This window comes from Nonomuraea sp. NPDC050153 (genome assembly GCF_044460125.1).
Classification (GTDB): Bacteria; Actinomycetota; Actinomycetes; order Streptosporangiales; family Streptosporangiaceae; genus Nonomuraea.
This window is the reverse complement of the sequence record NZ_JBITJQ010000015.1, coordinates 39,988-51,951: the sequence shown is the minus strand read 5'-3', so window position 1 is coordinate 51,951 and position 11,964 is coordinate 39,988. Positions and strand designations below refer to the sequence as shown.

The window sequence follows — 11,964 nt, the reverse complement described above, 5'->3', positions numbered from 1 at the left end:
GCGGCGGTCGCGACCCAGCACGATCGATAACATGACGATCGGACTGTTGCTCGCCCTCGCCGCCTTGGCCCTCGTCGACAGCACCAGCTTCGGCACCCTCGGCATTCCCGTCTACCTGCTGCTGGCCTCGAAACGGTCGCGCGGGCTGTTGATCTACCTGGCCACCATCGCGATCTTCTACTTCCTGGTGGGGGTCGCGCTCATGCTGGGGCTGTCCACCGTGATGGAGCGCTTCGGCGACGTGCTGCGCAGCGATCCCGCGTACTGGGTGCAGCTCGTGCTGGGCGTGGGGCTGTTCGCGTTGAGCTTCCGGTTCGACCCCAAACGGCGCGCGAAGCGGGGCGAGCCCGCGCGCCGCTTCGAGCCCCGGGTGGGCGGTCCGCGCGTGATGGTGCTGCTGGGGCTGACCGCCGGAGCGCTGGAGGTGGCGACGATGGTGCCCTACCTCGCCGCGATCGGCATCATGACCACGGCGGAGCTGACCACCGGGCAGTGGGTGCCGGTGCTGGCCGCGTACGTGCTGGTCATGATCCTGCCGCCGCTGGCGCTCATGGCGCTGCGCGGCCTGGCGGGAACCTGGCTGGAGCCGAAGCTGGAGCGGCTGCGGACCTGGATGAACAAGCACGCGGCATCGGCCCTGAGCTGGGGCTTGGCCATCGTCGGGTTCCTGCTCGCCCGGGATGCGGCGTTTTATCTGTTCTTCCAGAGACCGTAGGATCGGATGCCTCCGCTGGATCTTCGGGGGGAGATCTGTGATGTTGCGGGCATTCCTGCGAACCGAGGCAGGCAGCACGCTCGTGCTGCTGGTGGCCACGGTGCTTGCCTTGCTCTGGGCGAATTCGCCGTGGGGTGACACGTACGAGGCGTTCTGGCACATCCCCATGGGCATCTCCTTCGGGGACGCCGACTTCTCGCTGGACCTGCGGCACTGGGCCAACGACGGGCTGATGACCGTCTTCTTCTTCCTCATCGGCCTTGAGGTCTCGTACGAGGTGCGGCTCGGCCAGCTCAGGGACCGGCGGCTCATCGCCGTGCCCGCCGTCGCGGCCCTCGGCGGGATGCTGGTGCCGGCCGGGATCTACCTCCTGCTCAACTTCGGCGGGCCGGGCGCGGGCGGGTGGGGCGTGCCCATCGCCACCGACACCGCGTTCGTGCTGGGCGTGCTCGCCGTCGTGGGGGCCCGGTGCCCGGATCCGCTGCGGGCGTTCCTGCTGACGCTGGCCATCGTGGACGACGTGCTGGCCATCATGATCATCGCGATCTTCTACACGGACAGCCTCTCCGTCACCGCGCTCATCAGCGCGGCCGTGCTCCTCGCGGCCATCGTGACGCTGCGGTGGCTGAAGATCTGGCGGGCGCCCGCCTACATCCTGCTGGGGTTCGCGCTCTGGGTGGCCACCCTCGAAAGCGGGATCCACCCGACGCTGGTCGGCATCGCGCTGGGCATGCTGGTCTTCGTCTACGCGCCCACGGACCAGAAGCTGCTGCTCGCCGGCGAGGCCGTGCAGGGGTTCACCAGCGAGCCGAGCGCGCGGGCCGCCCGCGAGGCCATGCGGCGGGTCCAGCGGGCCGTCTCCGTCAACGAGCGGCTGCAGCTGCGCCTGCACCCGTGGAGCAGCTACGTGATCGTGCCGATCTTCGCCCTGGCCAACGCCGGGGTGCGGCTCGACGCCGAGACCCTGCGGGCCGCCCTCACCTCACCGGTCGCCATCGGGGTGGCGCTGGGGCTGGTGCTGGGCAAGTTCGTCGGGATCTCGCTCGGCACGTGGCTCCCGCTGCGGTTCGGGTGGGGAGTCCTGCCCGGGAACCTGGTGTGGGGGCAGCTGCTGGGCGGGGCGGCCGTGTCCGGGATCGGGTTCACGGTGGCGCTGTTCATCGTGGACCTGGCCTTCGACGGGTCCCCTGTGCACGCCCAGGCCAAGATCGGCATCCTGGCGGGGTCGCTGCTGTCCGCCCTGCTGGGGTGGGTGATCTTCCGGCTGGCCTGGGATCGGGGCGGGGTGTGCGCGCCGCCCGAGGCCGAGCCTCCCGAGGAGCTGCCCGACCGGCTCACCGTGCCGGTCGGGCCGAGGGACCACGTGCGCGGGCCCGAGGCCGCCAAGGTCACGATCGTCGAGTACGGGGACTTCGAGTGCCCGTACTGCGGGCGGCTGCACCCGATCCTGGAAGAGATCCGCCAGAAGAATCCCGACGTGCGGCTGGTTTTCCGGCATTACCCGATCCGTACGCTGCACCCGCGGGCCGCGTCGGCCGCGATCGTCTCCGAGGCCGCGGCCGACCAGGGCAGGTTCTGGGAGATGCACGACATCCTCTACGACAACCAGCGCTTCCTCACCGACGCGGACCTGGAGCACTACGCCGCCGAGCTGGGCATCGACCCCTGGTCCGACGTGCCGGGCCACGCCGCGCGGATCGCCCTCAACGAGGAGTCCGGCCGCGACAGCGGCGTGCGCGGCACCCCCACGCTCTTCCTGAACGGCGTGCGCTACCAGGGCCCCCTGAACGAGGGGTCGATCGGCAAGGCAGTGGACGATCTACTCGAATCCCCGTAGCGTCATCGCGTCCGACTTGTCGCCAATCGGAGTCCCCCGTGATATCAACGATCAGCAACATCATCCCCTTCGTGGTGATGGGCATCCTGTTTCTCTTCGGCATCGTCGTGACCGCGATGGCCCGGCGCGACCACGGCTCGGCCGCCATGATCGGCATGGCGGGCTGCATCCTGCTCCTGCTGGGACTGGCGTTCAACATCTTCCGCAGCTACGTGCTCTTCCCGCAGATGAGCAGCGCGATGGACCTCCAGACGACCCTGACCGTCACCAACCTGGTCTCCCTGCTCCTCGACGGGGGCGGCACGGCCCTGCTGATCTGGGCCGTGGTGGCCCGGCGCAAGCCGCGCACGCCCGCCACCCAGCCGCAGCCGGGCCCCGGCTGGCAGCAGCCCCAGCAGCCCCCGGCCGGCTGGCAGCAGCAGCCCCAGCAACCGCCCTACCAGCAGCCCGGCTGGCAGAACCCGCCGCAGGGGCCCTACGGCGGCGGCCAGAGCTGACGAACTCGCGGGACGGGTCCCCCGGCGAAGTGTGACAATGGATCTGTACGCCCGCACTCTCCGCAGCAGCTCCTGAGGAGATCATGACTCGAGAGCAACCTGACCCGCAGGGACCGGATCCCCACCAGACGATCAGGCACCGTCCCCCCTTCCCGCCGCACCCCTCTCCGCAGGGACCGCCACAGCCCTCCCGCCAGGGACCACCACAGCCATCCCGCCAGGGACCACCCGGACAGGTCCCGCCACAGCCTTCCCACCAGGGGCCCGGACAGGTCCCGCCGCAGCGGCACTCGCCCCCGCAGGGCCCTCCGCCCGGCCGTGTGCCACCGCCCCCTCAGGGGCCCCCGGCCGTCCATGTGCCGCCGCCGCCCCAGCAGGGCCCGGCGACCGTACGAGTGCCGCCGCCCCCGGCCCCGCCGACCGTGCGCGTGCGCCGACCCGGACGCGGGCCGCAGGATCCACCCTCCACGCAGCGGCTCCCCTACACGCCGGACATGCTGCCCGACGTGGCCCACTACGAGGCCAGGGCGCCGAAATCGGCCTGGTGGTGGGCGATCGTGGCCGGGTCGCTGGTGCTGCTGGTCGCGGCCGTCGCGGTGGCGGCGGTTCTGTTGGCACGCACCGGCGCCTAGCCCCGGAGACCGGCCTCACGCCCGGCTGAAGTCCATCGTCCAGTTCGTCTCCCAGGTCAGCCCGCCGTCGGTCGAGAACGCCTGCTCCCAGCGGGCCGCGTCCGATCCGAGCACCGTCCAGATGAACCGGCACCGCACCCGCCTGCCCTCATACGCCTCCTCCCCGTAGAACTCGCCCCGGCTCCCCGCGAACTCACCCACCATCGGCGAGGCGTCGAGCGTGCCCCTCTTGCTGCTGGCCCAGTAGATGGACCACTGCCGCGACTCGGGGTCGAACAGGCGCACGGTCAGCCCGCTGGACCCCTTGGTCGGGAACGCGATCTCGTCGAAGCTGGCCGCCCCGTCGAAGTGCCGCGTGGCGACCGATCGACCGGGGAACTCGTCCCATTCGTCGCTGCCGGCGAGCGCCTTCACGAGCCTGCGGTTGACGACGTTCCAGTGGCCGGCGAGAAAGTCGAAATCGTTCATGCGGGCGACGCTAGGACGTGGTCACTGACAGGTAGTGTCAGTGAATGTGCGTGCTTCCCGCCTGGTCTCGATCCTCCTGCTCCTGCAGACGCGCGGCCGGATGACCGCGCAGGATCTGGCCGGGCGGCTGGAGGTCTCGGTACGCACCATCTATCGCGACGTCGAGTCCCTCCACGCCGCCGGCATCCCCCTGTACGGCGACGCGGGCCCGAAGGGCGGCTACCAACTGCTCGACGGCTACCGCACCCGGCTCACCGGGCTGACGGCCGACGAGGCCGAGTCGCTGTTCCTGGCCGGCCTGCCGGGTCCGGCGGCGGAGCTGGGGCTGGGCGCGGTGGTCACGGCCGCGCAGCTCAAGCTCATGGCCGCGCTGCCCGTCGAGCTCCGCGACCGCGCCGGGCGCATCCAGGAGCGTTTCCACCTCGACGCGCCCACCTGGTACCGCGACCAGGAGCCGGTGACCTACCTGCCCGCCGTGGCCGACGCCGTCTGGAACGAGCGCCGCGTCCAGGTCAGGTACCGGCGCTGGAAGGCGCCACAGGAGGTGGAGCGGCGGCTGGACCCGTACGGGCTGGTCGTCAAGGCGGGGCGGTGGTATCTCGTCGCGCGGGTGGGCGACGACGTGCGCACCTACCGGGTCTCGCAGATCCTCGACCTGCACCCGCTCTCCGAGGGGTTCACCAGGCCGGACGACTTCGACCTGGCGGCGTACTGGCAGGGCTACCTGGCCGAGTTCGAGGCCCGGCTGCGGCGGGGCGAGGCGGTGCTCCGGCTGTCGCCGCGCGGCATGGAACGCCTGCCCGACCTCATGACCCCCGGCGTGGTGACGGCGGCCAGGGAGAGCGCGCAGCCGCCGGACGAGGAGGGCTGGACCCGGGTCACGGTGCCGATCGAGTCGATCGAGCACGCGCTGGCCGAGTTCCTGCGGCTGGGCACGGACGTCGAGGTGCTCGCCCCCGCCGAGCTACGCGACCGCATGGCCGCCACCGCCGCCGAGCTCGCCGCCCGCTACTGCCCCGCCTGACCTGCCTGACCCGCGTCGATGGCGTGGATCACCAGCGGCGGCGCGCTCGCGCCGCTCTTGCCGGTGGGGCCGCCGCTGCTCGAACAGCCTGCGAGGGCCAGGGCGAGGAGTACTGCCAGACTGCGTTTCAGGGCGAGCACGGCACCGGCGGTCAGGTCGAGGTCACCGGCATGAGCGCCGATGGCCAGGACGTGTGTCATGACTTCCTCATCACGTGGAAGCGCCGGGTGACCTCGTAGCCGGCCCTGGCGTAGAGGCGGCCGGCCGGGCTCGCCTCGCCGGTCCAGAGGAACCACGACGAGTGGAGCCCTTCGGCGCGCATCATGGTCATGGTGAGATGGAGGAGGATCTTGCCGAGGCCGGTGCCGCGCTGGTCGGGGTCGACGCCGAAGGGGCCGAAGCGCTCGGGGACGCCGCGATAGGCCGCATACAGAGCGAATCCCACTATTTGATCTTTTTTCGCGATGATCATGCGTTTGGGGTCACGATGCTGGCGAATCGCCTCGCCCCAGTCGGGGTTGAAGGCGCCGGCCGCGAAGCGGATCAGCTCGGGCAGCTCTCCGTCGGAGGGGCTGCGGAAGACGTACCCCTCGCTCTCGCGCTTGGCGCGCAGCTCGCGTACCTCGTCGGGGGTGACGTAGCCGACGAGCGTCCGGTCCATGGCGACCGGCGAGTACAGAGTGCGGAAGCCGAGCCCGTTCAGCAGCCGGTAGCCGTCGGGGTAGAGCTCGGCGTCCGCTCCGGGGAGCACATAGTTCGGTGTATAGGACGAAAAATCGACCTTTGGTCGGCCGGCCCGCTCCAGGAACGCCAGCGCCTCACCCACCAGCCGCCTCCCGAGCCCGCCGCCGCGATGCTCGGGGACGACGAAGAAGAACGGGATCCATCCGGTGTCGGGCTCCAGGTCGGTCCCCGGGGCCAAGGGGGTCAGGCGGCGCACGCCGTACGCGCAGCCCACCACCTGGCCGCCGGAGACGGCCACGCGCAGGCCCTCGGGGTCGAAGTTGAGGTCGAGCAACACGCAGTCGCGGAACCAGGCGGAGGTGGTGGGATCGGCCGGCATGCTGCGGTTCCAGGCGTCTACCAGGAAGACCTCGTCACCGGACGCGAAGGCGCGGACTGTGACCATCAGGGTCCTTTCACCTTTGGCTCTCCCGTCACAGCTTTCCCATGGTCATCGACCTGGTCAAGATGAATCGGGAATTAATTTTCTCCTTCGACGCAGGTTTAGAAAATTTCTTTTGCCCCTACCTTCCTCCGAAACTTTCACGACCGGCCGCCGCCCTTTCATCCTTCTCCGCAGGTCACCCAGCTCGCTCCACACATCACCACCAGCGACGATTGCGCTGGCGAAAGTTTCTCTTCACACTCGCAATGTTTCAGGCGAACGAGAGGAACCCGATGAACGTGAGAGCTCGGATCGTGGGTGCCCTGATCGCCGCCGTGACGCTGATCGTCGCGGGGCTGATCGCCGCGCCACCGGCCTCGTCGGCACAGCTGACGGAGGTGACCGGCTTTGGCACTAACCCGACAAACCTACGCATGCACCTGTACGTCCCGGACGGCGTCGGGACCCGACCGCCTCTCCTGGTCGCCGTGCACTACTGCACGGGATCGGGCCCGGCCTTCTACTCCGGCACGGAGTTCGCCTCGCTGGCCGACCGGTACAAGTTCATCGTGATCTACCCGTCCGCGACCAGGAGCGGCTCCTGCTTCGACGTCTCCTCGCCGCAGGCGCTGCGGCACGACGGCGGCAGCGACCCTGTGGGCATCGTCTCCATGGTCAGGTACGTGCAGCAGCGCTACGGCACCGACACCGACCGCACGTTCGTCACCGGGGCCTCGTCGGGCGCCATGATGACGAACGTCCTGCTGGGTGACTATCCCGACGTCTTCAAGGCCGGAGCCGCGTTCGCGGGCGTGCCGTTCGCCTGCTTCGCCACCACCGACGGGTCGATGTGGAACAGCGCCTGCGCCAACGGCCAGGTCTCCAAGACGCCGCAGCAGTGGGGCGACCTCGTACGCGGCGCGTACCCCGGCTACACCGGCGCCCGGCCGCGCATGCAGGTATGGCACGGCACCGCCGACAACACGCTGTACTACCCGAACTTCCAGGAGCAGATCAAGCAGTGGACCAACGTCCACGGCCTGAGCCAGACGCCCAGCAGCACCGACCAGCCGCAGTCCGGCTGGACCAGGACCAGGTACGGCGGCACCGGCACCATGGCCCCCGTCGAGGCGATCAGCCTCCAGGGCGTCGGCCACAACGTCCCGATGAGCGGGATGGCCGCCGCCGTGATCGCGTTCTTCGGCCTTGACCAGGGCGGCGGGCCCACGACGACGCCGACCCCACCGCAGACCCCGACGCCCGGGACCGGGGCGTGCCGGGTCACGTACACGATGAACACCTGGAACACCGGCTTCACGACCGCGGTCACGATCACCAACACCGGCACCAGCCAGCTCACCTCGTGGGCGCTGGCCTTCACGCTCCCCGGCGGCCAGACCGTCACCTCCGCGTGGAACGCCACGATCTCGCCCACGAGCGGTCAGGTCACGGCCAGGAACGTCAGCTACAACGGCACGGTCGCGCCGGGCGCGTCCGCCTCGTTCGGATTCCAGGCCACCCACACGGGCAACACCGCCAAGCCGTCGGCCTTCACCCTCAACGGCGCCACCTGCACGTGACGACTCTCCGCACCGGGTCCGGCCCCTCGGTCCCGGTGCGGACCTCCTTGATCATCTGATGGATACTGGCCCTCTCGGAGAATTTGGGAGCGCTCCCGAAGCGCTCCCGCTCTAACCGAAAGGGCACCCCTTGTCCATATTTCACGCGCGCTTATCGGCGGTGTTATCGGGCTCGGCGCTCATGCTCGCCGCCGGCGTCACGCCCCTTCACCCGGCGGCGGCCTCCGCCGAAACGACGCCGCTCCACCAGGCGGCAACCGCGGCAACCGCGGCAACCGAGCCTGCCAAGCCCACCAAGCCCGCCGAGACCCGGCCGGCCCGTGTCCCCCTCACCCTCACCCTCATCACCGGAGACGTCGTCGACTACGCGCCGTCGCAGGGCGGCGCCCCCTCCATCGCCATCAGGCCGGCGCCCAGGCCCGACGGCGCGGACGTCACGTTCGCCACGCTGCCCGGCAAGGACGGCGGATATCTCGTCCTGCCCTCCGACGCGGCCCCCATGGTCGCGGCCGGGACGCTGGACGAGGAGCTGTTCGACGTCGAGACGCTGGCACGGGACCAGCGCGTCGAGGCGATCCCGCTGCTCGTCACCTACCCGGGCGACCCGGCCCCCGCCGCCCTCGCCAGAGCCGCCCGGTCCCTGCCGGCCGGTGAGAACGTACGGGTGCTCGACAGCGTCAACGGCGCCGCGCTCACGGTACGCGCCGACCAGGCGGACGACTTCTGGGCCGGGCTCCGCGGCGGCGCCGGACTGACCGGCGGCGCGCCCTCCAAGATCTGGCTGGACCGCAAGACGCGGGCCTCACTCGACAAGAGCGTGCCCCTCATCGGCGCGCCGACCGGCTGGGAGCGCGGGTTCGACGGCAAGGGCGTCAAGGTCGCCGTTCTCGACACGGGGATCGACGCCGGCCACCCGGACTTCGCCGGACGCATCCTCGCCGGCGAGAACTTCACCGACTCCGCCGGCATCGCCGACAAGGTGGGGCACGGAACGCACGTCGCCTCGACGATCGCCGGCGCGGGGGCGACGTACAAGGGCGTGGCGCCGGCCGCGTCCCTGCTGGTCGGCAAGATCCTCGCGGACAACGGGCAGGGCGACTGGTCGTGGGCCATCTCCGGCATGGAGTGGGCCGCCGCGCAGGGCGCCGACGTGGTGAACATGAGCCTGGGCACCTGCTGCGGCAACGGGACCGACCCGATGAGCCAGGCGCTGAACGAGCTCACCAAGAAGTACGGGACGCTCTTCGTGACGGCGGCCGGCAACGAGGCGGACCCGCTCACGGTGAGCGTCCCGGCGGCGGCCGACGAGGCGCTGGCCGTGGGCGCGGTGGACAAGGAGACCGGCACGACGCTGGCCGACTTCTCCAGCAAGGGGCCGCGGCTGGACGACGCCGCCGTCAAGCCGAACATCGTCGCCCCCGGCGTCGACATCGTCGCCGCGCGCTCGGCCGACTCCTCGCTGCCCGGCATTCCGGGCGACGACAAGTACACGACCTTCAGCGGCACCTCCATGGCGACGCCGCACGTCGCCGGGGCCGCCGCGATCCTGGCCCAGCAGCATCCCGGCTGGCGGGCCGCCGAGTTGCGTGACGCGCTGACCTCGACGGCCGTGCGCAACGACGGGCACAACTGGTTCGAGCAGGGCAGCGGGCGAGTGGACGTGGCCCGCGCCGTCACCCAGAGCGTGTTCGCCAGCTCCGTGGTGGACTTCCGGCTTCTCGGCAAGCCCGCCACCCGTCAGGTCACGTACCGCAACCTCGGCTCCGAACCGGTCACGCTGGCCGTGTCGCTCGTCACTCGTGGCTGGAGCGGCAGTCCCGCGCCGGACAAAGCGGTCAAACTGGGCACGCAGAGCGTCACCGTCCCCGCGAACGGCACCGCCGATGTCTCCCTCACCGTCGACCCGTCGGCCGGCCCGATCGGCGTGTACGGCGGCTGGGTGACGGCCGGCGGCGGCGACGTGCGGCTGGTGACGCCGTTCAGCTACTACACGGGTCCGGCCACGCACCGGCTGGGGGTGTCGCTGGTCAACTCGTACGGGACCAAGGAGTTCTTCCCCGGTTACCAGGCCGAGCCCCTGGTGTACGCGATCCCGTCGAAGCGGGCGAACAGCCCTGAGGACCCGTTCAACCCGTACGGGTACTACTACCTGCGTACCGACTATTCGGGCAACGGCGAGTTCTGGCTGCCCGCTGGGGACTACGAGGTGATCGGGGTCGCGAACGAGAGCCGGATCAGCAACCGTACGAGCTGGGTGATCGAGAACGTCCGGCTCGACGGGGACAAGACCGTCACCCTCGACGCGCGCAAGACGGCGCCCATCCGGCCGCGGACGCCGAAGGCGCTGGACGGGGGCGGGAACGCGTACTACGTGCGCACGTTCGCCGACCGCACCCAGCCGGTCTCCCTCTATGGTGGGGTCCAGGGCGGCGGGCAGGACATGTTCGTCACACCGATGTCCTCGGTGAGGACGGGCAAGGTGCGGCTCTCGCACCAGTGGAACCTGGAGCCCCCCGTGCTCACCTCGGCCACCGCCGACGGGCTGGCCCTGCACCCGGCGTACGACGTGGAGTCCATGCGCCGCCTCACCGCTCCCACCGCATATCCCCTCGTCTCAGTCGGAAGAGGCCGGCCGGAGGATTTCTCCGGTGTGGACGTTTCCGGCAAGATCGCGCTGGTCGGGATCCCGGTCGAGAACGGCTACGTCAACGCGAGCGTCCGGATGGACGACGCCGGCCGCGAGGCCTCCCTGCGCGGCGCGGCGGGCGTCATCGGCTTCCTCGACGTGGACGGCGGGCGGGCGCGCGTGCTGCAGGGCTGGTCGCTCCGGATGGGGCTGACCGCCGCCGAAGGTCGCTCGCTGCGGTCCGCGCTGGCCAAGGGCCCGGTGTCACTGCGTCTCGAACCGTACGCGGGGCCGGGCGCGACCTACCACCTCCGCTTCGACTCGCGCGGCCGGGTGCCCTCGCGGCCCGCCAAGGTCGACATGCGGCGGCTGATACGGATCGACGCCGCCTACCACGCCGACAAACCGGACACCAGCGGCTGGGAGTTCGGCGAGTCGACGACCGGCGAGGAGCCGGGGCGGATGGCGTACGGCGGGTCGCTGCGGATGCCCGTCACCCGGGCCGAGTACTTCGGACCCGTGTCCGACGACGTGGTGTGGTCCCGCACGATCACGAACGACGGGCTGATCCTGCACTCCGACGACCGGTTCACCGGCGACGAGCGGCGGGTCTCCGAGCAGTGGTTCAAGGCCCCGCTGGTGCCCGGGGCCGCGGACGTGCCGTCGGGCTACCCGGTCAAGGTGCCGTGCGCGCTGTGCCGTGACTCGGATCGGTTCGTACCTTTCGAACAGTGGCGCGACTCCGACCCCCGCCACTACAGCGACCTGGGCCCGGCCACCTCGACCCCCCGCCTGTTCGTCGGAGACCGGGAGTTCGCGCCGCAGGGGTGGCGGCCCCGATCCTTCACGGTGCCCGGCGACCCCGGCTCCTACCGCGTGGAATCGCTGGACACCCCCGGCCGCACCCTGTCCACCAAGGTCACGACCACGTCCCGCTTCCCTTCCTCCCCAGCGCCGTGGTCGGGGACTCCCCGGGGCTATTCGTGCTCGTTCGGGCCGGGCTGCGCCTTCCAACCGGCCATCCAGCTCACGTACGACCTCCCCCTCGACCTCCAGAACCGCGCCCCGGCCGGCCAGCCGTTCACCTTCGACCTGCGCGCCGGCACCCACTCCACCATCCGCCGGGCGCCCGCCGTCAACCAGGTCACGGTCGAGTTCTCGGTCGATGACGGAACCACGTGGCGCGCCGCGACCCGCGTCAAGAAGCGCGGCGACGGTCGATTCCAAGTGGAACTGCCACACCCTGCCCTGGCACAGACCAACGGCTTCGTCTCGCTACGAGTCACAGCATCGAACCCAACAGACACCTCAACCACCCAAACCATCACCCGCGCCTACACCCTGAAATAACCCCCGGACGGCCAAGCCCCACCACCTTGGCCGTCCCCCTCCCCCTCCAACCACACCCCTACCTCCAGCCCAGACCCACACCCCTCCCCCTCCAACCACACCCCTACCTCCAGCCCAGGCTCACGCC

10 protein-coding genes are annotated in these 11,964 nt (G+C 70.6%); 7 read left to right on the top strand and 3 right to left on the bottom strand.

Going from position 1 to position 11,964, the window contains the following annotated elements:
- Positions 1-31 precede the first annotated feature (31 nt).
- From ACIBQ1_RS32175 to ACIBQ1_RS32160, 4 genes are all read left to right on the top strand, one after another.
- The gene (locus ACIBQ1_RS32175; protein WP_397283047.1) at positions 32-715 is read left to right on the top strand and encodes a GAP family protein; all 684 of its coding nucleotides are present in this window, start codon (positions 32-34) and stop codon (positions 713-715) included.
- 40 nt (positions 716-755) lie between these two features.
- A complete protein-coding gene (gene nhaA, locus ACIBQ1_RS32170) occupies positions 756-2,552 on the top strand; it encodes a Na+/H+ antiporter NhaA (RefSeq protein WP_397283046.1) in 1,797 nt (598 codons plus the stop codon).
- 38 nt (positions 2,553-2,590) lie between these two features.
- Complete coding sequence (locus tag ACIBQ1_RS32165) at positions 2,591-3,049, top strand: hypothetical protein (protein WP_397283045.1); 459 nt, start codon at positions 2,591-2,593, stop codon at positions 3,047-3,049.
- Between the two features lie 428 nt (positions 3,050-3,477).
- Entirely contained in the window at positions 3,478-3,681 is a 204-nt protein-coding gene (locus ACIBQ1_RS32160) for a hypothetical protein (protein ID WP_397283044.1), read from the top strand.
- Positions 3,682-3,696: 15 nt separating this feature from the next.
- On the opposite strand, the gene ACIBQ1_RS32155 is transcribed toward ACIBQ1_RS32160, so the two are convergent.
- Positions 3,697-4,149, bottom strand: a complete 453-nt coding sequence (locus ACIBQ1_RS32155; RefSeq protein ID WP_397283043.1) for a hypothetical protein — start codon at positions 4,147-4,149, stop codon at positions 3,697-3,699.
- A gap of 46 nt (positions 4,150-4,195) precedes the next feature.
- Between ACIBQ1_RS32155 and ACIBQ1_RS32150 the strand changes: the two genes are divergently transcribed.
- Positions 4,196-5,173 (top strand): helix-turn-helix transcriptional regulator, encoded by a 978-nt coding sequence (locus tag ACIBQ1_RS32150; protein ID WP_397283042.1) that lies wholly within the window; start codon positions 4,196-4,198, stop codon positions 5,171-5,173.
- On the opposite strand, the gene ACIBQ1_RS32145 is transcribed toward ACIBQ1_RS32150, so the two are convergent.
- Positions 5,158-5,373 carry a hypothetical protein gene (locus tag ACIBQ1_RS32145; protein WP_397283041.1) on the bottom strand — a complete coding sequence of 72 codons (216 nt, stop codon included), beginning with the start codon at positions 5,371-5,373 and terminating at the stop codon, positions 5,158-5,160. The genes ACIBQ1_RS32150 and ACIBQ1_RS32145 overlap by 16 nt on opposite strands.
- Positions 5,370-6,302, bottom strand: coding sequence for a GNAT family N-acetyltransferase (locus tag ACIBQ1_RS32140; RefSeq protein WP_397283040.1), 933 nt, complete (start codon positions 6,300-6,302; stop codon positions 5,370-5,372). Before ACIBQ1_RS32140 ends, ACIBQ1_RS32145 begins: the two co-directional genes overlap by 4 nt.
- 272 nt (positions 6,303-6,574) lie before the next feature.
- On the opposite strand from ACIBQ1_RS32140, the gene ACIBQ1_RS32135 reads away from it, so the two are divergent.
- Positions 6,575-7,861 (top strand): PHB depolymerase family esterase, encoded by a 1,287-nt coding sequence (locus tag ACIBQ1_RS32135; protein WP_397283039.1) that lies wholly within the window; start codon positions 6,575-6,577, stop codon positions 7,859-7,861.
- A gap of 130 nt (positions 7,862-7,991) precedes the next feature.
- Positions 7,992-11,837 carry a S8 family peptidase gene (locus tag ACIBQ1_RS32130; protein ID WP_397283038.1) on the top strand — a complete coding sequence of 1,282 codons (3,846 nt, stop codon included), beginning with the start codon at positions 7,992-7,994 and terminating at the stop codon, positions 11,835-11,837.
- Positions 11,838-11,964: the final 127 nt, after the last annotated feature.

Bases quoted from the DNA above. Each gene is read 5' to 3' on its own strand.
- ACIBQ1_RS32175 (WP_397283047.1), top strand. From the start codon at position 32: ATGACGATCGGACTGTTGCTCGCCCTCGCCGCCTTGGCCCTCGTCGAC.
- nhaA (WP_397283046.1), top strand. From the start codon at position 756: ATGTTGCGGGCATTCCTGCGAACCGAGGCAGGCAGCACGCTCGTGCTG.
- ACIBQ1_RS32155 (WP_397283043.1), bottom strand. From the start codon at position 4,149: ATGAACGATTTCGACTTTCTCGCCGGCCACTGGAACGTCGTCAACCGC.
- ACIBQ1_RS32145 (WP_397283041.1), bottom strand. From the start codon at position 5,373: ATGACACACGTCCTGGCCATCGGCGCTCATGCCGGTGACCTCGACCTG.
- ACIBQ1_RS32140 (WP_397283040.1), bottom strand. From the start codon at position 6,302: ATGGTCACAGTCCGCGCCTTCGCGTCCGGTGACGAGGTCTTCCTGGTA.
- ACIBQ1_RS32135 (WP_397283039.1), top strand. From the start codon at position 6,575: ATGAACGTGAGAGCTCGGATCGTGGGTGCCCTGATCGCCGCCGTGACG.